The sequence below is a fragment of the Pseudoalteromonas sp. ND6B genome (genome assembly GCF_000764215.1).
In the GTDB taxonomy this organism is placed as follows: domain Bacteria; phylum Pseudomonadota; class Gammaproteobacteria; order Enterobacterales; family Alteromonadaceae; genus Pseudoalteromonas; species Pseudoalteromonas tetraodonis.
In genome coordinates this window covers 82,846-102,620 of record NZ_JQFL01000058.1, presented here as the reverse complement: position 1 = coordinate 102,620, position 19,775 = coordinate 82,846, and the positions used below count along the sequence as shown (strand labels likewise).

At 40.9% G+C, this 19,775-nt stretch carries 18 protein-coding genes and 1 other annotated feature; of the genes, 8 read left to right on the top strand and 10 right to left on the bottom strand.

The window, feature by feature from the left end; genetic code table 11:
- From ND6B_RS05590 to ND6B_RS05615, 6 genes are read left to right on the top strand one after another with little or no spacing between them, the layout of a single operon-like run.
- Positions 1-435, top strand: coding sequence for a DUF4381 domain-containing protein (locus ND6B_RS05590; RefSeq protein ID WP_013464506.1), 435 nt, complete (start codon positions 1-3; stop codon positions 433-435).
- Positions 428-1,411, top strand: coding sequence for a vWA domain-containing protein (locus ND6B_RS05595; RefSeq protein ID WP_033103861.1), 984 nt, complete (start codon positions 428-430; stop codon positions 1,409-1,411). Before ND6B_RS05590 ends, ND6B_RS05595 begins: the two co-directional genes overlap by 8 nt.
- Positions 1,411-3,306 (top strand): vWA domain-containing protein, encoded by a 1,896-nt coding sequence (locus ND6B_RS05600; RefSeq protein WP_033103860.1) that lies wholly within the window; start codon positions 1,411-1,413, stop codon positions 3,304-3,306. Before ND6B_RS05595 ends, ND6B_RS05600 begins: the two co-directional genes overlap by 1 nt.
- Complete coding sequence (locus ND6B_RS05605; RefSeq protein WP_033103859.1) at positions 3,300-4,946, top strand: BatD family protein; 1,647 nt, start codon at positions 3,300-3,302, stop codon at positions 4,944-4,946. Before ND6B_RS05600 ends, ND6B_RS05605 begins: the two co-directional genes overlap by 7 nt.
- Positions 4,947-5,000: 54 nt before the next feature.
- Positions 5,001-5,558: a sigma-70 family RNA polymerase sigma factor gene (locus ND6B_RS05610; RefSeq protein WP_013464502.1), complete on the top strand. Its 558-nt coding sequence runs from the start codon at positions 5,001-5,003 to the stop codon at positions 5,556-5,558.
- Positions 5,558-6,310: a DUF3379 family protein gene (locus tag ND6B_RS05615; RefSeq protein WP_028835377.1), complete on the top strand. Its 753-nt coding sequence runs from the start codon at positions 5,558-5,560 to the stop codon at positions 6,308-6,310. Before ND6B_RS05610 ends, ND6B_RS05615 begins: the two co-directional genes overlap by 1 nt.
- A gap of 152 nt (positions 6,311-6,462) precedes the next feature.
- Here the strand turns inward: ND6B_RS05615 and ND6B_RS05620 are convergent, their stop codons facing one another.
- Positions 6,463-7,653, bottom strand: a complete 1,191-nt coding sequence (locus ND6B_RS05620; protein ID WP_008464755.1) for an amino acid aminotransferase — start codon at positions 7,651-7,653, stop codon at positions 6,463-6,465.
- A 78-nt stretch (positions 7,654-7,731) separates the two neighbouring features.
- A complete protein-coding gene (locus ND6B_RS05625; protein ID WP_013464500.1) occupies positions 7,732-8,391 on the bottom strand; it encodes a GAF domain-containing protein in 660 nt (219 codons plus the stop codon).
- A 247-nt stretch (positions 8,392-8,638) separates the two neighbouring features.
- On the opposite strand from ND6B_RS05625, the gene ND6B_RS05630 reads away from it, so the two are divergent.
- Positions 8,639-8,968: a translation initiation factor gene (locus ND6B_RS05630; protein WP_008464752.1), complete on the top strand. Its 330-nt coding sequence runs from the start codon at positions 8,639-8,641 to the stop codon at positions 8,966-8,968.
- A gap of 15 nt (positions 8,969-8,983) precedes the next feature.
- Here ND6B_RS05630 and ND6B_RS05635 read toward each other — a convergent pair whose 3' ends face one another.
- Positions 8,984-11,986, bottom strand: coding sequence for a bifunctional diguanylate cyclase/phosphodiesterase (locus ND6B_RS05635; protein WP_033103858.1), 3,003 nt, complete (start codon positions 11,984-11,986; stop codon positions 8,984-8,986).
- 189 nt (positions 11,987-12,175) lie between these two features.
- Positions 12,176-12,298: a sequence feature (Phe leader region), on the top strand.
- Between the two features lie 44 nt (positions 12,299-12,342).
- Between ND6B_RS05635 and ND6B_RS05640 the strand changes: the two genes are divergently transcribed.
- Positions 12,343-13,500 (top strand): chorismate mutase, encoded by a 1,158-nt coding sequence (locus ND6B_RS05640; protein WP_033103857.1) that lies wholly within the window; start codon positions 12,343-12,345, stop codon positions 13,498-13,500.
- A 62-nt stretch (positions 13,501-13,562) separates the two neighbouring features.
- Here the strand turns inward: ND6B_RS05640 and tyrA are convergent, their stop codons facing one another.
- The 7 genes from tyrA to ffh form a co-directional block, all read right to left on the bottom strand.
- Positions 13,563-14,696, bottom strand: coding sequence for a bifunctional chorismate mutase/prephenate dehydrogenase (gene tyrA / locus ND6B_RS05645; protein ID WP_024602820.1), 1,134 nt, complete (start codon positions 14,694-14,696; stop codon positions 13,563-13,565).
- Between the two features lie 281 nt (positions 14,697-14,977).
- Positions 14,978-15,847: an MYG1 family protein gene (locus tag ND6B_RS05650; protein WP_013464495.1), complete on the bottom strand. Its 870-nt coding sequence runs from the start codon at positions 15,845-15,847 to the stop codon at positions 14,978-14,980.
- Positions 15,848-16,039: 192 nt separating this feature from the next.
- Complete coding sequence (rplS, locus tag ND6B_RS05655) at positions 16,040-16,399, bottom strand: 50S ribosomal protein L19 (RefSeq protein ID WP_011327636.1); 360 nt, start codon at positions 16,397-16,399, stop codon at positions 16,040-16,042.
- A 33-nt stretch (positions 16,400-16,432) separates the two neighbouring features.
- Positions 16,433-17,200 carry a tRNA (guanosine(37)-N1)-methyltransferase TrmD gene (gene trmD, locus ND6B_RS05660; RefSeq protein ID WP_008114471.1) on the bottom strand — a complete coding sequence of 256 codons (768 nt, stop codon included), beginning with the start codon at positions 17,198-17,200 and terminating at the stop codon, positions 16,433-16,435.
- Entirely contained in the window at positions 17,200-17,736 is a 537-nt protein-coding gene (rimM, locus tag ND6B_RS05665; RefSeq protein ID WP_008114470.1) for a ribosome maturation factor RimM, read from the bottom strand. Before rimM ends, trmD begins: the two co-directional genes overlap by 1 nt.
- Before the next feature lie 17 nt (positions 17,737-17,753).
- Complete coding sequence (rpsP, locus tag ND6B_RS05670; protein ID WP_008114468.1) at positions 17,754-18,002, bottom strand: 30S ribosomal protein S16; 249 nt, start codon at positions 18,000-18,002, stop codon at positions 17,754-17,756.
- 261 nt (positions 18,003-18,263) lie between these two features.
- Positions 18,264-19,643 carry a signal recognition particle protein gene (ffh, locus tag ND6B_RS05675; RefSeq protein ID WP_008464738.1) on the bottom strand — a complete coding sequence of 460 codons (1,380 nt, stop codon included), beginning with the start codon at positions 19,641-19,643 and terminating at the stop codon, positions 18,264-18,266.
- Between the last annotated feature and the right edge of the window lie 132 nt (positions 19,644-19,775).

Genomic DNA, 19,775 nt, shown 5'->3' with positions numbered 1-19,775 from the left:
ATGCAAACCTCTCCACTTGATGGTCTACACGATATTATTGCTCCCACCCAAGTCGACTGGTGGCCACTCGCTCCTGCTTGGTGGGTTGTTATTGCAATTGCTGTGTGTTTATTGTGTAGCTTAATTGTCATAATTTATAAAAATTATCGCTTTAAAAAGCCAAAACGTGATGCCATTGCATTAGCTAATCAACAACAGTCAGCGCAGCAATTGCATGTCATTTTAAAGCGTTTAGTGATCACCTATTACGATCCGCGTTTGGCCGCGCAGTCAACAACGCATTGGTGCAACACATTAAACCAACTTTCAGCTATTGGCTTTACAGAAGAAGAAATTTTAAGCCTATATAACGCTAATCAAACACAGGCAGCACTTAGTGATAAATTTCGCCAAGCCATTAAACAATTTAAACTAAAGGAGCCGCTGCATGTTTGAATTTAGCTGGCCATGGCTGTTTTTATTACTGCCGCTACCTTTAATATTGTTACTATTAAAACCCGCCGCCAATGATGCCAAAACGCGTCTGCGCATTCCAAGTTTTGCATCACATAATTTAAGCAATCAAAGCATAGAGCCAAGTGCGCGTAAATTGAATATTATCGAGTGGTTGCTGTGGTTATTATTAGTGACCGCATCAGCAAATCCAACGTGGTTAGATGAGCCCATATCGCTACCTAATGAAGGTCGCGATATAATGCTCGCTGTGGATTTGTCAGGGTCAATGACCGAACAAGACATGGCTTACAATGGCCAATATGTTGACCGTTTAACCATGGTTAAAGCAGTGCTAAGTGACTTTATAGAGCAGCGCCAAGGCGACAGACTCGGCCTTATATTGTTTGGTGATACCGCTTTTTTACAAACCCCATTGACGCGTGATGTGAAAACCGTCAGTAAAATGCTCTCTGAGGCGCAAATTGGTTTAGTAGGACGTGCCACGGCGATTGGTGACGCTTTAGGTTTATCGGTAAAACGCTTTGCCAGTAAAAAAGAAAGTAACCGTATTGTGGTGTTGCTTACAGATGGACAAAACACCGCAGGAAATTTAAACCCAGAAGATGCGCTGCTACTTGCCCGTGAAGAAGGTATAAAAGTGTACACCATCGGAGTCGGTTCAGATAACCCGCGCGGCTTTAGTTTATTTAATATGGGCTCTGGGGGCAGTAACCTAGATGAGGGCTTATTGAAAAAAATTGCTGAGCAAACAGGCGGTCTGTATTTTAGAGCAAAAGATGTCGCTGGCCTGCAACAGATTTACGCTGAGCTTGATAAGCTTGAACCAATTAGTGCCGATGAGCAAACCTTTCGCCCACAAACAGCCTTGTTCTATTATCCGTTATTACTGGCCATTTTACTCATAAGTGCAATGGCATTGATAAAAACGGTGCGCGCAATGAAGGAGCCAAACTAATGGATTTTGAATTTATTCGTCCTACTATTTTATGGCTGTTACTCCCTGCCTCAGGGTTATTTTTTATCGCCTTACTAAAACATAAAAAAACCCAGTCAGCGCCACTTATTGCGCCGCACTTGGCACCATTTGTAATGAGTGAATCAAACAATAAAGCTCGCCAGCCGCTGTGGCTGGTTGCGTTATTTTGCAATTTAGCGATTATATTTAGTGCAGGGCCAAGCTTTGAAGAGAAACAAGTACCCGTGTTTCAAAGTAAAAGTGCCCGCGTTATTGTCATGGATATGTCCTACTCTATGTATAGCACCGACATTGCTCCCAATCGATTAATGCAATCACGTTTTAAAGCCCTCGATATGGTTGAGCTATTCAAAGAAGGCGATACCGCGTTAGTGGCTTACGCAGGCACTGCCTATACCATTTCACCACTGACCAACGACGCTAAGACTCTTGCCAACCTTATTCCTAGTTTAAGCCCTGAAATTATGCCAGATAAAGGCTCAAACGTACTCGCTGGCTTAGATATGGCACAAGAGCTACTAAGCCAAGCCGGCTACCTCGATGGCGATATTATTTTGATCACCGATGGTATTGAGCAACAACAGCAAAGCGATGTAAGCCGTTTTACCAACAGTAGTCAATATCGACTTAATATTTACGGCGTAGGCACCGCACAAGGAGCCCCTATAAAGTTACCTGAAGGCGGGTTTTTAAAAGATAATTATGGTCAAATTGTGGTGCCAACCCTCAATGCATCTTTACTTGAAGGACTTGCAAAAAATAGCGGTGGTCAGTTTGCCGATTATCAGCCAAGCAATAGCGATATTGCCGTTTTTTCACCGCAAGCCAACAGTGAAGTATTAAAAAGTGAAAAACCAAATTTAGCCTTATGGCGAATTGACGCCGGTATTTATGGTTTGCTTATTTTACTGCCTTTAGCTTTGTATTTATTTAGACGATCTGCATTAGTTAGCGCAGTACTATTACTTAGCTTTTTACCTCAACAAAATGCGCATGCCGCAGAGCTGCCAACCCTGTTTAAAAATACGGATCAACGGGCATTAGAGGCATACAACAACAAAGAGTATCAACAAGCAGCTCAGGCTCGCTCAAGCGCTCTCAAAGGGGCTGCACTTTATCAGCAAGGGCAATTTGATGCTGCCTTAAATGAGTTTAGCCAAGATAAGTCAGCAACCGGTTATTATAACTATGGCAACGCCTTGGCTAAAGCAGGACAATTAGAGGCTGCCATTGACGCGTATAAACAAGCGCAAGTAAAGCAAGATAACTTTAGTGAAGCCGCTGAGAATCAAGCGCTTGTTGAGCAGTTACTGAATCAACAGCAAGACCAAGAAAATCAGCAAGGCAATGATTCGCAAAATCAAGATAAGCAAAGTCAAGATGATGCAGATAAATCAAAACAAGATCAGCAAAAAAATGGCGAGAAAAACAAAGCAGATAAAAGCGAAGAGGACAGCCAAAATAGTGAGCAACAGCAATCAGATCAGTCCTCTGAACAATCAAAAGATCAACAAGGACAATCTGGTGAGCAATCAGACAAACAGAATGAGCCTGACATGCAAGCTCAGTCACAAAGCCAACAAAATGAAAATAAAGACGAGAATACACCGCAGCAAGATGAGCCTCAAAATCAACCTAATGAAATGAGTGAGCAACCGCCCTCTGATGAGCAAAAACAGCAGGCACAGCAACAAGCCATGCAGGCACAAGCCGCTGAGCTCACTAATGAAGAAAAAGAAAAAGCACAGCAACTAAATCAGTTATTAAGAAAAGTGCCCGACGATCCCGCTATTTTATTAAGAAACAAAATGCAATTAGAAGCCCAAAAAAGACAATATCAACGTCGTCCAACAGGAGTAGAAAAATCATGGTAATGCGATTATTTTGCTGTTTATTGCTATTAACTGCCATGCCATTAATGGCCGCCACCACTTTGGAGGCAAGCGTTGATAAAAACCCAGTATTAGCGGGTGAATTTTTTATGCTTAATATTAGCATTGATGATTCAATAAAAGGGCAACAACCCGACACCTCAGCATTATTAAAAGATTTTGTAGTCGGCCCTATGAGCTTAAGTAGCCGCACTAACATTATTAATGGCAGTATAAAAAAACAAACCTCTTGGTCTGTTAAACTAATGACCCGCAAGGCGGGTGAATACACCATTCCCAGTTTTAGTGTTGCAGGGCTAAACTCGCAACCAATTAGCTTATCGGTTAAAGAGCGCAGCAGCGACGCAGATAAAAATAACGATATATTTTTAAAAACCTCGCTCTCAAACAACAGCTTATTTGTACAAGAGGCTGGCGTTTACACCATTAAGCTTTACTTAGCCAAAGAGCTTCTTGATGGCAGCTTAAGTGCGCCAAGTATGGAAGATGCCCAACTTACCCAACTCGGTAAACAAAGCGAAGATTATGAACTGGTTAACGGTAAACGTTATTTAGTGATCACCCGTAATTATTTAATTCAGCCCCAAAAAAGTGGCGCCTACACTATTGCAGCTCCCGTTTTTCAGGGGCGTATTCAGCAAAACTATCGTCAATTGGAAGTGTCAGCGCTTGGCGATGAGCAGCAAATTGAAATTAAACCTATCCCTGAAAACTATCAAGGAGACTGGTTACCCAGTGAACTGGTGAGCTTAACCGAGCAATGGCAGCCAGAGGATAATACCGTTGAAGCCGGTACGCCGATAACACGTACAATTATGCTCACCGCGCTAGGGGTGACTAAAGAGCAGTTACCCGAAATTGATATGCCTACTATTAATGGTATTCGCAGCTACCCTGATGAAAAAGAAACCAATAATGCGGTACGTGATGGTCGAGTGGTATCACAGCAAAGCGCCTCATTTGCGCTATTGCCACAAACACCTGGCACTTACACATTGCCTGAAATTAGCTTGCCTTGGTATAACACCAAAATAAATCGAATTAGTTATGCGACCTTACCTGAGCGTACTATTACAGTAACACCCAGTACAACAGCGCCAGTGCAAACGCTTAATCCGCCAGCTGAAAACAACCTAAATAACACTATGGCAGAGTCAACGAAGCAAGCAGTTACAGTGCAACAGCAAACTGCCACACCACTGTGGCTAATTATTGTGGCCGCGCTTGGTTATGTTTTATGGATTGCGACGCTGATTTTTTACTTTAATAAACGCCCAGCTAAAGAAGTGCAACAAGCGGCTCAAACAACTAATAAAACAAATCAACAACCATCTTTAAAAGCCCTGCTGGTATTAGCTAAAAGCCATGACGAAAAAGCATTTTACGATGCGCTTAATCAGTATGCGCTAACCCTTACAGGTAAAAAGGTAGGGGCGCTATCCCATTTATGCGCTATGATAAACAACCCAGAGTTCACCGCGCAGGTAAACAATTTACAAGCACAGTTGTACAGTAAGCAAACGGCTAGCGCCAATTTTGACGCTATAGTTAGCATGTTAAAGGCACATCAATCGCAAACAGCTAAGCCTTCATCACCTGCGTTAAAAGAGCTGTATTCTTGATCTCAATTGTATTTTGCTTTTTTGACCTATAATAATTTTAACTAAAAAGTGCTTATGTTTGGAAATAAAAAATCGAATGATCGGGTCTTACTAAATATGGCTGAAAAACAACAACGCTACGAAGCCCTGGTTCACGTTTATCATAAGGAACTCTATCGCTTCGCTTACTGGTTATGTAACGATCCGAATATTGCAGATGACTTAGTGCAAGAAACCTTTTTACGTGCTTGGCGCTCGCTTGACTCGTTACTCGATCAAAAAGCAGCTAAGCCATGGTTGCTAACAATTTTAAGACGCGAAAATGCGAGGCGCTTTGAGCGCAAGCAATTTGATTACAGTGATGTAGATAACGACACGCTAGTGGATCAAACCAGTCATTCTTTAGATGATGAAATGGAGCAAACCGTTATTCAACGGCAAATTTCGTTGTTGGCCGATGAATACAAAGAGCCGCTACTATTACAAGTGGTTATGGGCTGCTCTGGGGATGAAATTGCAGACATACTCGATTTAAACAAAAATACGGTTATGACACGTTTATTTCGAGCAAAAAATCAACTTAAAGAGGCACTAAGCCGTGATGATGAACAACTTAAAGGGGCATCAAAATAATGGATGAACTTGAGTTTCGTCGCCGCACGATTGCACAGCCAAACGAGCTAGACAAAGAACTACTGGAATTTGCAAACAGCAGTCCCGATAGACAACAATTTTTAAATGAAAACAAAACATTTGATAAGCAACTCAATGATGCGCTTGATATTCCTGTGCCTGACAACCTTGCTGAACGGATTATTTTAAACACCTCGTTAAAAGAAAAAGCCAGAAAAGATGAGCTTGAACAAAAAGACAACGTTATTGATTCACGCTCACGCTTTAAGTTTGACCGTGTATATTTGGCGTTCGCTGCTTCATTTGTGATTGCGGTAAGTGCGTTTATGTTTAGCACAGAGCAAAACTTGAATCATGCGGCTGGCGAGCATGCATTGGCGCATGTTTATCATGAACTTAACGCGTTAAATAAAACTCAACCTATCAGCTTACAAACAGTCAATGAAAAGCTGGCTTTACTTGGCGGTCAACTTAATGATTTACCTGGGAAAGTTACTTATGTTAACTTTTGCGATTTTCAAGGCGAGAAAGGCATCCATTTAGTGTTTGAATCGGACTTTGGCCCTATGACCGTGTTTATTGTCCCTAGTGATAACAAAGTCTTTGAAATTGGCTCGGGTGACTTTAGTGACTCTCGCTATGTAGGCCATATAAGCCGAGGAAAACAAGCTGATACTGTACTAATAGCTAGCCTAGGCTCACCGGTTGATATGTATAATGAACGTATTGCAGGCGCTATTCGCTGGCTGTAATACCAATTTGTATAAATATTTGAACAATTTAACGAGTTAAACTCCCTTATATCTAAGCAGATTGATATAAGGGGATGGGTATTACAAACAATAAAAAAACCGCAACGAGTGTGCGGTTTTTTTATTGCTAATAAGCTAAAACTTATTATTGGTTACTTACATACATCAGCAACAGCGTTAGCAAAGTAATCGATGTTTGCTTGACTAATTCCCGCTACGTTTACACGGCTAGAGCCCACAATATAAATACCGTAGTCTTTTTGTAGACGCTCGATTTGCTCTTTATTAATACCTAAGAAAGAGAACATACCGTGTTGGCGGTCTATAAATGAGAAGTCTTGAGCAATGTCTTTGGCTGCAAGGCTGTCTTTAATTAAACTACGTAAACCATTAATACGGTTACGCATTTCATCAAGTTCACTGTGCCATAACTGCGTTAACTCTGTGCTGCTTAAAATGGTGTTTACAATGTCTGCACCGTGCGCTGGCGGCATAGAATAAATGCTACGTACCACACTTAATAATACCGAGTTTGAAATATCAGCGGTTGCACTGTCTTTTGCAATAATTGAACACGCACCAATACGCTCACGGTATAAGCCAAAGTTTTTAGAACATGATGAACAAATGATCAACTCTTCAACCGCATTGGCTAAAATACGTAAACCATTGGCATCTTCTTCTAAAGAAGAACCAAAACCTTGGTATGCAATATCAATTAATGGCGTAAAGCCCACATCTTTTGCAAGTTCAGCAATAGTATTCCATTGTGTTTCGTTTAAATCCATACCACTTGGGTTGTGACAACATGCATGTAATAACACAACATCGCCCTTAGGCACCTGTGTTAATGTTTCAACCATTTCATCAAACAATAAATCTTTGTTTTCGTAGTCGTAGTATGGGTATTCTTTAACAGTTAAGCCTGCAGCTTCAAATAAGCTAATGTGGTTAGCCCACGTTGGGTTAGTAACCCATACAGTTGCGCCTGGGTTACAACGTACAATAAATTCTGCTGCAACACGAAGTGCGCCTGTACCACCAGGTGCTTGTGCTGTGCGTACGCGATTAGCTAATAATGCCGGGTGCTCACCAAGAAGAAGATTTTCCATTTGTTGACAGTAATCTAAGTTACCAGCAAGACCAATGTAAGATTTGCTCATTTCATTTTCTAAACGAAACGCTTCTGCTTTTTTTACTGATTTTAATACCGGGGTATTCCCCTGCTCGTCTTTATATACACCAACCCCTAAGTCAATCTTATTAGGGTTAGTATCTTGCTTATAGGCCGCCATAAGGCCAAGAATAGGGTCTGTTGGTAATGGTTTTAATACTGAGAACATTGACTATCTCTTCGTTATTTAGGGGTTAGCTGTTGCGCTAAGCTTAACATAAAAACTCACTCGATTGACCAGTGTTATTTACACTAAAAAGTGAGGAATTTTAATACAGCATGCAATTAATAACGCGAGTGTCGCATTATCAAAAAAATCCGTGCTAAAGGCTTCGCCATCGACAATGCCAATGCACTGCTTTTGCGCATTAAATAGTGGTAAACAGGCCTCTGCTTTTACTTTCGGATCGCAGGTGTAATACTCACCACCCGCGGCTAAATATTGCTCAACATTATTAATGACACGTCCTTTACCACTGAGTGCCACTTGCACATTATTACTGCCGGTTGCAAATTCAGCGGTGAGCGGAAATAAAGGGCGACTCGGTGCACCAAAATAAGCGAGCTTTAATAACTGCTCGCCTTCAGGGGTGGCCGTATTTTGATAGATGCCATACCAATCTAACTGGGTGTTTTCGATTACATAGTCAACAATCAACTGAAGTTGCGCTAACTTTGCCGTTGTTTGCGTATTTTGGCTAACGTAATCGTTTAAATTAAACGGCTCATCTTGCAAGTAGCCGAATAAACTACATGCGCCACCTTCACCGAGTTCTGGAATTTGATACTGCCAACGCACGGCCGGTGCAGCATTGCTATTTAAGTACTGCTCAAGCTTTTCTAGCTCAGCATTAATTAACTGTTGCTCTACATTAAGCTGAGCTTGCTCTAAATAAGAATTTATCATTTGGCCATCCATACATCTATAATGCCGAAATAGTAGCATGGATATTTTTATAGCGCTAGCCAATTTAAAGCGCTTTTTAAAATCCTTAAGCACTTTTATTCATAAGCACTATTGCGGTACTTAAACAGAGGATGTTTATCTTTGCGGGATTAAAAGGTGTTCAGCTTAGGCGCAAAAATTACGCCTTTGCGTCACAAATTTGTTATTATTTAGCCCAATATTAGATTCAATCTTAGATAGGTTAATTATGAGTGATAATCACTTAGTGTATTCAACAGCAACAGGGCGAATTGACCAGCCAAAGCCAGAAAAAGAACTGGATGTAAAACTATTTAAAGACGGGTCTATTCGCATAGAGCGTCAAACCAAAGGTCGAAAAGGTAAAGGCGTAATGCTAGTTGTAGGATTAGATCCCCAACAGCACGATTTAAAAAAGTTAGCAAAAACAATAAAAAGTAAGATGGGCCAAGGTGGCGCAGTAAAAGAAGGAGTTATTGAAGTACAAGGTGATGATCGCGATAAGTTAAAGGCGATTTTAGAAGGATTAAAGTTTAAGGTAAAAATTGCGGGTGGTTAACCCGCAACTTTTGTTCTATTCAGGGACTTTTAACGCAGCTAATTGATCAAACAACACAGGGATATCGGCTTCGGCAACGGGCTTACTAAAGTAATAGCCTTGCACAATAAAACAATTATTATTTTGTAAAAATTCAACTTGCTCTATTGTTTCAACCCCTTCAGCAACCACATCAAGCTTGAGCTTTTGTGCCATCGCAATAATCGCAGCGGTGATCTCCATATCATTATCATCTTCAGGGATATCTTTAACAAACGAGCGGTCAATTTTAAGAATATCGACAGGAAAACGTTTAAGGTAACTCAACGAAGAATAGCCTGTACCAAAATCGTCAATGGAAATTGAAATACCCAGCTTTTTCAATTGATGTAACTGATCAATAGCCGCCTCAACATTACCCATTAGCATGCTCTCAGTCAGTTCAAGGTGCAGGCTTTTAGCATTAATTTGCGTCTCTATGATTATTTTTTTCAGCATAGGTACTAAGCTTGCGTCTTTAAACTGCCTTGCTGACAGGTTTATCGACATGTTGCTCGCTCTACCTTGTTGCTCTAGTCGTTTAGTGAACTCACATGCTTGTTGTAACACCCACTTACCAAGTTCCACAATTAAACCCGTTGCCTCCGCAATAGGAATAAATTTAGTAGGTGGAATGAACCCCTGCGTAGGATGGAACCAGCGAAGCAATGCTTCATATCCCACTACACTATTATCGCGACAATCAACTTGTGGCTGATAATGCAGTGTGAGTTGCTTTTCTTTAATTGCATGGCGCAACTCATTTTCAAGGAATAATCGCTCATTAGCGGCTGCATTTAGATCTTGGCTATAAAAGTGGAACGTATTACGCCCTTTCGCTTTTGCTTCATACATGGCTAAATCGGCATGTTTTAATAACTGATCTTCTTCTAAGCTATCAAATGGCGCCAAGGTAATACCAATACTGGCACTAACAATGACTTCGTTACTACCTAATTTTATTGGCTGATTTAACGTTTTTTGAATGGTGTCAGCGACTTCCGATGCTTCTTTTTGATGCTCAATACCACTGAGTAATACCGCAAACTCATCACCGCCTAAACGGGCTATAGTATCTTCTGCTCGTAAGCGCTGCTTTAAGCGCGTTGCCACTTCAACCAATAGTTGATCGCCTGCATCATGACCTAAAGTATCGTTAATACGCTTAAATTCATCCAAATCAAAATAAAATAAAGCAAACGAGTAACGCCCTCTTTCAGCAAGCGCCATCGACTTTCTAAGCTGCATTCTAAAGAATGTACGATTAGCAAGCCCGGTTAATGTGTCGAAGTAAGCGAGCTGTTCCATTTTGCGTTGGCTTTCTTTTACAAATGAAATATCTTGCGCTGAAGCAACGTAACTGGTGATTTTTCCACCATCTTCACGAATAGGTGACACACTCAGCGATACCCATATGGGTGGCTTGTTTTGCGCTTCAATAAGGGTATCCCCTCGCCAGTAATTACGGTTGCGCAAATCAATATCAATGTCCTCTACCAGCATGGTCATTTCATTAGCAATAATAGTCAGAAGTGGCTGGCGCAGGAAATCACTTTCTGCAAAGTCGGTCATTTCCAGCATTTTTGGATTAACATATTCAATCACAAAGTTTTCATCAGTGATCACCACACCCGTGCCCGAGAAGGCAACCGCTTTAGACAAGCGATTTGCAGCCTTTTCTGCAATTTCTTTTTCTATTATGCGCTGGTTTAAGCCATCGATGAGTTTGCGGATTTCAATGGTCATATCTTTGAATGAACCATTAAGCGTGCCAATTTCATCTTTATTTTCTTTTGGAAAATCAATTTCTAACTGGCCTTTACCAAAGTTAGTAACCGCATAAACCAGTGAATGTAGGCGTCTTAAAACTAGTTGATAAAGTGCTTGGTGTAATAACAAAGCAACTAAAATGGCATACAGAATAAACAAGCCAAAAAACTTCAGTTTTAAGTCTTTCAGTGCCGATAGTGTAGAAGAGCGCTTTTTATATACGCCCACGTACCAATTTACACCTTCAACTTTATGGATATTTATAATGTAGTCTTCACCATTTAATGAAAACGAGTCGGCATATTCCGGCAATTGTATTTGCCCTGCATTATCAATAACTCGCTTTAGCTCAGGAGAAATAAAATCGCCAGGTAGCAACTTTTTTCCCGCCTCTCCGTATTGTGTATAACTATCGGCTCCTAAATTAGGGTGCGCCAATAGCTGCCCTTGCTTATCGAACACCACTAAATGTTTTTCTTTTCCGCCGACGGGCAATTGCGATATGAGAGAGTCGAGAGAAATATCACTACCCGTAACTCCTAAAAACTCATCATTTTTATAAATAGGTACAATTAAACTAACGACCCACTTATTCCAAACGCCATCGTAATACACTCGTGACCACAGCGGCTCGCGTTGTGGGTTTGTTAACGATTTTGCGTAATTAAAACTTTTGCTTTGATTAAAGGTGTAATCTCCGGGGACATTAAGTGCCCAATTTGGTGGCGCAACACGGATAAAATTATCTTTGGTGATCAGGTAAAAATTATAAAAATCTTGAATTAACGTGGGGGAAATCACTTTCCAAAGCGATTCAGAATCTGCAATTAACTGTTTATAAAAAGGAGAATAAGCATTTTCGGGAATGAACGCCGCAGATAAGCCATCGGCAGATGCGCTGCGCACTGAACCATCATTGGTGACTTGCATAGTCGGGGCATTGTTATTCTTAAATGATAATTGCCCCTCAAATAACTGCTCGCTAACAACAATATTAGCTTGCTCAGCTATTTTAACTTTGGTCGCTATCAAATTATTAAACTGGTTTATTAATAATTCATTTGATTGCTTTAATACCTCATGCTCTTCAAATACAAGCTGTTTCTCTTCTGATTTGAGCATTAAAGCAGCCGCACAAATACCTGCAACTAAACAAATGCCAGAGATCAACAGTGATAACTTGACACTGAGTGAGTTTATTCCAAATCGAGATGGAGGGCGTCGATACACAAAAGGCCAACCTTATTTATAATTATTATTTTTGCGAGTAGTAGAAATATACCAGATCTCAAATCAGAATTATAAATTATTTGTAAAGTTTTTAAAAAACAATATGTTTTGTATATATATCAGGTAAAAAACCTATTTAATATAAGTGCTTGTTGACATTAGAGGTTACTCTTCATACATTAAGGGCATGAATATAAAATACTCACTTACTTTCTTATCTTTTTTTAGCTTCTTTATATAGAAGAGGCTTCCCTGTTTGTGAGATAAAATCAATCGAATAGTAAAGCCTCCCAACTGGGAGGCTTTTTTGTTTACGCTGTTAAATACAGTGACATTTTTGGAATGAGGAAAACCAAATGAGCAATGATGTTTTAGACACGCTTAGGCACGATATAAATGAAATCGATTCTGACCTACTTGTGTTATTAGCGAAGCGACGCCGTATTAGCCATGGTGTTGTTGAATATAAGATAGCGAATAATAAACCAATTCGTGATGAAGCACGTGAATTAGCATTACTCGAAAAATTAATCGGTTATGGTAAATCTCTTGGTTTAGATGCCTACTATGTAAATAATGTTTTTCAAACCATATTAGAAGACTCAGTATTACATCAACAAGCTATGCTGCAAAAAAACCTCAACCCTGATGCGCTAAGTGAAACCCATCGGGTAACCTATTTAGGCGGACAAGGATCTTACAGTCAACTTGCGTGTCATAAGTACTTTAGTCGCCGACCAGGCAAATTAATTGAAATTGGCTGTAGTTCTTTTGATGAGATCACCGGTAAAGTAGAAAATGGCCAAGCCGACTTTGGCTTGTTACCGATTGAAAATACCAGCTCAGGCAGTATTAATGAAGTATTTGATTTACTCCAGCACGCGCAAGTCTCTATTGTCGGCGAAGTCACTCACAGCGTAGAGCATTGTTTATTAGCCGCCCCAGACACAGAACTTAACCAATTAACCAAAGTGTTTGCTCACCCGCAACCGTTTGCTCAATGTAGCCGTTTTTTACAAGGGCTTGGCGATTTGCAGCATGAGACCTGCGATTCAACATCGAGTGCATTAAAATCAGCACTTGAAACACCTAACAGTGCGGCTATTGGCTCTGCACAAGCAGGTAAAAATGTAGGGCTTGAAGTCATTAAGGCCAATCTTGCTAATCAAAAAGAAAACCATAGTCGCTTCATTGTGGTTGCACGTAAACCGCTACATGTATCTAAACAAATCCCCACTAAAACCAGTTTAATTATGGCAACTAAGCAGCAAGCAGGCTCACTCGCCGATGCGCTGATGATTTTTAAACAGCATAATATAAATCTAGTAAAATTAGAGTCTCGTCCTGTACCAGGAAATCCATGGGAAGAAGTATTCTATGTAGATTTAGAAGCGAACCTTGCTGATAGCCAAGTGAAACATGCGTTAGAAGAGCTTAAAGAGCATACCCAGTACGTACGCATATTAGGCTGTTATCAAAGCGAATCACTGCAAGCTGTGAGCGTACAAAGCTAGTCTAAAGCAACATTAAAAAAGGGCCTGCGGGCCCTTTTTTAGTTTTAATTAATCTGTCACGTTTAATCGAGTACTTTGGCGTCGTTCGCTTTATTTAATAAACTGCGACTTTGTGTCAAAAAGTGCGCTGTGGAGTCAGAAAAGTAGGCTTTTGCATCAGCAAAGGCATCGATTAAGGCTGGCTTATCCCCTGCTTTTAACTTTTTAAGCGTCTCTGAGAACAAACACTGATACTGCGCTAATAAGCTTTCTACATTATCAAATTGCGCCAGCATAATATCAGTATACAACTCTGGCGATTGCGCAAAGAGACGACCGACCATCATCAGCTCTAACTGATAAATAGGTGATGAGCAACTACGCAGCTCTGCCAGTGTATGTCCTTGTTTTGCTAAAAACTGACCGTACACAAAGGTGGTTAAATGGCGCATAACCTGAATGATTTGCATCGCTTCATCGTGTTTTTTAGCATCAAGTTCTACTAACTGACAGCCCCAAATTTGTAGCTGCTTTAATAAACCTTGTGCCATTTCAGGATTACGCCCTTCACATACCACCACAGTTTGTTTCACCCAATGAGAAATATCAGGACCAAACATGGGGTGTAAGCCAACAACAGCGCCATTGTGAACTTTTTTGAGCACATTTAACGGCGCTTGTTTAACCGATGTAATATCAACCAGCAAACAATCATCATCGAGTTTAGGTAACGCGTTAACAACCGTTTCGAGGGCATTAATTGGCACACTGATCATCACCAGTTTTGCGCCTTTTAAAATCTCTGCTGCCTGTGATTGCTGGGCTTTATCTAAAACTTTAACTTCGTAACCCGAGCGCTGAAATTGTTTTGCAAATAGCTGCCCCATTGCCCCTTCACCACCAACAATGACAATCGGAGATAGTTGTGAGTCGGCACAAGCTAATTTGGCCTGTTGATTTTGATAAGCTTCACGCATCATGCGCCTGAGAATGTCTTCGACTAAATCAGGGTTTACACCTTGATTAATTGCCTCTTGGCGTCGTGCAGCTAATAAATCAGCTTCTCTATCGGGTGCATGTAGTGGCGCGCCAGTTTGTTGTTTTATTGCGCCAATTTGTTGAGTAATACCATTGCGCTTTGCAAGTAAGGCAACCAGTTGCGCATCGCATTCATCTATACCTTTTCTTAGCTGCGCTAAATCACTTATCTCTGCCACGTTCTCATTCCATCTAAAAAAGCAAAATCGTAAATTAATAATTACAAAAAAGTAAACTAATCAATACGATAAATACTAACAGGATACGTTAGGGGTTAAAAGGCTAATTAGTGAAAAGATCAGTATGAGTCACTCAACTGCGACCAAGGTAGGATAATTAAATGAATAGAACACAGCTTGCGTAAAGTGAATTAAAAAGCATATAAAAATGTAAGTCTATGCCGAGTTTAAACAATGAAAATTAAAGTGGCTTAATAGCCACTTTAATTAGCACTTTTTATCTAATATTCCAATGCCATAGTCGCAAGCGACATAACACTTTCGAATGATTCTGCACCGGCGATAAATAGGCCATTATGGCAAAACATAGCATCATCTATACCGGTCACTGCTTGAAATTCACTATCAGATAATCCAGCCCACGGTGCAGGTAATGGCTTTCGGTCTTCAAACGAGCCTAGCTCTGCAGGTACCGTTTGCACTATCCACTTACCAGAATGCGATGGATACACTACATATAGCGCCTCTTCTGATAAGCTATGTACGGTTTTTTTCCACGGCGTATAACGCTCTAGTACGATTAATCGTGGATCGTCTGCTTGTTTAATTGCTTGAGCAACAATCTTTTTAGCATTTAAACCACCCTGCGCTGAGGCAACAAAACGAAGCAGCAAAGTGTGTGCAAATTCAACCGCTTGATCAAAAGCAGCATCAAAATTACTTTCCTCTTCCCATGTTGGGTTAAACATAGAAATTGTTTGGCTTAAACTAATGCCTGTAGCAACACCTTCAACATGACCACAATCAATGGCATCAATAGTTGATACAAGCCCTGCATCAACTGCATTAGCCACATCTTGATTATCATCACATATTGCTAAGCCATATTTTTTCCACACCAAGCCAAATGACGAAAAAGGAATCCCATTTTCGCGAGCACCGGCACCGCCGCGCTGATGATGATCAAACCGGTCAGTTTCTGGGTCATATTGGCCGCCGACATCAATAACCACATCAGCGTCATTAATAATCGCATTATCGCGTGTGCGGATCAGGGTAAAAGAAGGGAAAATAATTTTAAGCGCAGCGATACTAAAAACATCATCTGCATGAAAATTGCCGTTGTGCGTAACTATCGTTTTATCATTCATTTTTGTACATCATTTTTTGCAAGAAGTGAGAAGATATTGTGCTTTGAAGTGAACCACACTTTAACGCATGCTGGTTAAGGTGTGTATTGGTTTTTAAATGTAGCGATATAAAAATTGCAATAGCATTAAAACCAAAACGGGTTGCAACCCAAAGGTTGCAACCCGTTTTTTTGCGTTGATAAACAGCGCGTATTAGTTAAGTTTTTCTCTAATACGTGCAGATTTACCAGAACGCTCACGTAGATAGTAAAGCTTAGCACGACGAACCGCACCGCGACGCTTAACTGTTACGCTATCAATAAGAGGGCTGTGCGTTTGGAATACACGCTCAACACCTTCACCGTTCGAGATTTTACGAACTGTGAATGCTGAGTGAAGACCACGATTACGCTTAGCGATTACAACACCTTCAAAGGCCTGTAGACGCTCTTTAGCACCTTCTTTTACTTTTACCTGTACAACTACTGTATCACCAGCGCCGAATGCAGGTACGTCTGTTTTAAGCTGCTCATCTTCAAGCGCTTTAATAATATTTTGGTTTACTTTTGCCATTATGTTTCTCACTTTCCTAGGTGTAACTGTCTTCTAGCCACAAGCTTTTTGGTACTCTTGCTGAAATTTCGCGAGTAATACCGCTTGCTCCTCAGTCAGAGCTAGGTTATGCAACAAGTCAGGACGGCGAAGCCAAGTTCTACCTAATGACTGCATAAGCCGCCATTTTGCTATCTCTTGGTGGTTTCCGCTGAGTAATACAGCAGGCACCTGTTTGTCGTCCAATGTTTCTGGCCGTGTATAGTGAGGACAATCTAGCAAGCCATCCGAAAATGAGTCTTGCTCTGCTGACTGGTTGTGTCCTAACACCCCTGGCACTAATCGCGCTACTGCGTCAATTAATGTCATGGCAGGTAGTTCACCCCCACTCAAAATAAAATCACCAATTGACCATTCTTCGTCAACGTACGACTCTATTATTCTCTCGTCTATACCTTCATAGCGACCGGCAATTAAAATCAGTTTTTCAGAGTTTGCGAGTTCACTAGCCCCTTGCTGATCTAATTTGCGCCCTTGTGGCGACATATAAATTACTTTTGCACCATCACCTGCAGCCTGTTTGGCTTCAAGAATGGCTTGTTTTAGTGGTTCAACCATCATTAACATGCCTGGCCCGCCCCCGTAAGGACGATCATCTACGGTTCTATGCTTATCAGTTGCATAGTCACGTGGATTCCAGCAGTTAAAATCGATTAAGCCATTTTTAACAGCACGACCGGTTACACCTTGCGTTGTAATTGCATCAAACATATCCGGGAAAAGGCTGATAACCCCTACCCACAACGAACTTGTTTGACTCATTAAAAGCTTGGATCCCAATCTACAGTAATTTCTTTCGCATCATATTTAACCTCTTGAATAACTGAATCAGTTAAAAAAGGAATTAAACGTTCTGCTTGGCCAAATGCATCTTTACTGTTTGCTTTCACAACCAGTACGTCATTTGAGCCTGTCTCCATAAGGTCATCAACAATGCCTAAGTTATAACCTTTATCAGTTACAACCGACATGCCAATGAGATCTCGCCAATAGAATTCACCTTGCGGTAATTCTGGTAGCTGCGCTGAATCCACAGAAATTTCAACATTGGTATAAGCCATTGCTTGGTCTCTGTCATTTACTTGCGCAAACTTAGCGATAAAGCCTTTGTTGTGGCGACGCCAGTCGACCACTTCTAAGGATTGCCATTTACCTTGCTGCCCTATCAACCACGGGCTGAAATCGAAGATCCCTTGGGGATCATCAGTAAATGAATGCACCTTAAGCCAGCCCTTTATACCATATGGGGCGCCGAGCTTTCCTACGACAATTATTGATGAGGTGTTCTCTTGACTCATGGTTACACTTACGCCTATTAAGCCGCTTTACGAGCGTCTTTAACTAATTTAGCTACACGATCTGAAAGACCTGCGCCTTGACCTAACCAGTGTTCAACACGTGGTAAATCTAAACGAAGTTTTTCTTCTTGACCTGAAGCAATTGGGTTAAAGAAACCTACTTTCTCGATGAAGCGACCGTCACGCGAGAAACGGCTATCCGCAACCACAATTTGATAGAAAGGGCGTTTTTTAGCGCCACCACGTTGCAAACGAATAGTTACCATACCGTCCTCTAAATAGATTGACTGTTTTCATTAATAAGATTTACTCCCCAGTATGGGGAGCCGGTGAATTGTACGAGTTTTTAGCAACAATGCAAGTAAGAAGTGATGCAAAAAGCCAGTTTAGTAGATTAAACCGTGATCCAAGATGAAAAAGTATATGAATAAGCTATTCTGTGCATAGTTTATTCAACAATAAAGAGGCATTTTGCCTCTTTATTGATTACTTTTTATCTCGTATTGGAGGTATTAAAGGTTAAATTATTAAAATTTTGGACCACCGCCACCCATCATGCCAGGTGGTAACATCCCTTTCATGCCACGCATCATTTTTTGCATGCCACCTTTACCTTTCATCTTCTTCATCATTTTTTGCATTTGCGTAAATTGCTTAAGCAGTTTATTGATCTCTTGTACTTGAGTACCAGAGCCCGCAGCAATACGCTTTTTACGTGAACCTTTGATGATTTCTGGGCGTGCACGCTCTTTTTTGGTCATAGAGCTAATAATCGCTTCCATTTGAATAAAGGTTTTATCACCCATTTGCCCTTTAACCGCATCTGGGATGTTTTGCATGCCAGGCAGTTTATCGAGCATCGACATCATGCCACCCATGTTTTTCATTTGCTTTAGTTGATCAGCAAAGTCATCCAGCGTAAAGCCATCACCTTTAAATACTTTTTGTGCTACTTTTGCCGCTTGTTCTTTGTCTACTTTCATCTCGACTTCTTCGATTAATGAAAGTACATCACCCATGCCTAAAATACGTGAAGCAATTCGGTCTGGGTGGAAAGGCTCAAGGGCATCAGTGCGCTCACCCACACCCATAAACTTAATTGGCTTACCAGTAATATGACGAATAGATAAAGCAGCACCACCTCGGGCATCACCATCTGTTTTAGTCAGTATCACACCGGTCAGCGGTAAAGCTTCGTCAAATGCTTTTGCTGTATTTGCCGCATCTTGACCTGTCATTGCATCAACAACGAATAGCGTTTCGATTGGATTAATTGCATGATGCAAGGCTTTAATTTCATCCATCATGTCGCTATCAACATGCAAACGACCCGCAGTATCGACTAATACAACATCAATAAATTTCTTTTTCGCATGAGAAATGGCGGCAGTTGCAATATCAACTGGTTTTTGCGAAATATCACTTGGGAAAAATTCTACATCAACTTCTGTTGCTAAGGTTTCTAATTGCTTAATTGCCGCTGGACGATACACATCGGCACTCACCACTAGCACAGACTTTTTCTTGCGCTCTTTTAAAAACTTAGCCAGCTTACCTACACTGGTGGTTTTACCCGCACCTTGAAGACCAGCCATCATCACTACCGCCGGTGGCTGTGCGTTAAGGCTTAGCTCTTCGTTGGCTTCACCCATTGCTTTTTCAAGTTCTTCACGAACAATTTTTATAAATACTTGGCCAGGGCTCAAGCTTTTGGTGACTTCAACACCAACCGCACGCTCTTTAACTTGCTTTACAAACTCGCGAACAACAGGCAACGCCACATCGGCTTCTAAAAATGCCATTCGCACTTCACGAAGTGTATCTTTAATGTTGTCTTCAGTTAAGCGACCACGGCCACTAATATTTTTTAGGGTTTTACCTAATCGTTCTTGGAGGTTCTCAAACATGTAACGGTTCCGAAAAGACGTTTATATCAACTCTATTAATAAGGTCGATGCTATTAAAATTCAATTGAAAATAGTATACCGTAAATGGTGGCATACAATACAGTGCTGAAGTGCTGCTTATTGAGTTTCTTT

Coding starts and splice junctions, on each gene's coding strand:
- ND6B_RS05590 (WP_013464506.1), top strand. CDS start 1: ATGCAAACCTCTCCACTTGATGGTCTACACGATATTATTGCTCCCACC.
- ND6B_RS05595 (WP_033103861.1), top strand. CDS start 428: ATGTTTGAATTTAGCTGGCCATGGCTGTTTTTATTACTGCCGCTACCT.
- ND6B_RS05600 (WP_033103860.1), top strand. CDS start 1,411: ATGGATTTTGAATTTATTCGTCCTACTATTTTATGGCTGTTACTCCCT.
- ND6B_RS05605 (WP_033103859.1), top strand. CDS start 3,300: ATGGTAATGCGATTATTTTGCTGTTTATTGCTATTAACTGCCATGCCA.
- ND6B_RS05610 (WP_013464502.1), top strand. CDS start 5,001: ATGTTTGGAAATAAAAAATCGAATGATCGGGTCTTACTAAATATGGCT.
- ND6B_RS05615 (WP_028835377.1), top strand. CDS start 5,558: ATGGATGAACTTGAGTTTCGTCGCCGCACGATTGCACAGCCAAACGAG.
- ND6B_RS05620 (WP_008464755.1), bottom strand. CDS start 7,653: ATGTTCTCAGTATTAAAACCATTACCAACAGACCCTATTCTTGGCCTT.
- ND6B_RS05625 (WP_013464500.1), bottom strand. CDS start 8,391: ATGATAAATTCTTATTTAGAGCAAGCTCAGCTTAATGTAGAGCAACAG.
- ND6B_RS05630 (WP_008464752.1), top strand. CDS start 8,639: ATGAGTGATAATCACTTAGTGTATTCAACAGCAACAGGGCGAATTGAC.
- ND6B_RS05640 (WP_033103857.1), top strand. CDS start 12,343: ATGAGCAATGATGTTTTAGACACGCTTAGGCACGATATAAATGAAATC.
- ND6B_RS05650 (WP_013464495.1), bottom strand. CDS start 15,847: ATGAATGATAAAACGATAGTTACGCACAACGGCAATTTTCATGCAGAT.
- rplS (WP_011327636.1), bottom strand. CDS start 16,399: ATGGCAAAAGTAAACCAAAATATTATTAAAGCGCTTGAAGATGAGCAG.
- trmD (WP_008114471.1), bottom strand. CDS start 17,200: ATGAGTCAAACAAGTTCGTTGTGGGTAGGGGTTATCAGCCTTTTCCCG.
- rimM (WP_008114470.1), bottom strand. CDS start 17,736: ATGAGTCAAGAGAACACCTCATCAATAATTGTCGTAGGAAAGCTCGGC.
- rpsP (WP_008114468.1), bottom strand. CDS start 18,002: ATGGTAACTATTCGTTTGCAACGTGGTGGCGCTAAAAAACGCCCTTTC.
- ffh (WP_008464738.1), bottom strand. CDS start 19,643: ATGTTTGAGAACCTCCAAGAACGATTAGGTAAAACCCTAAAAAATATT.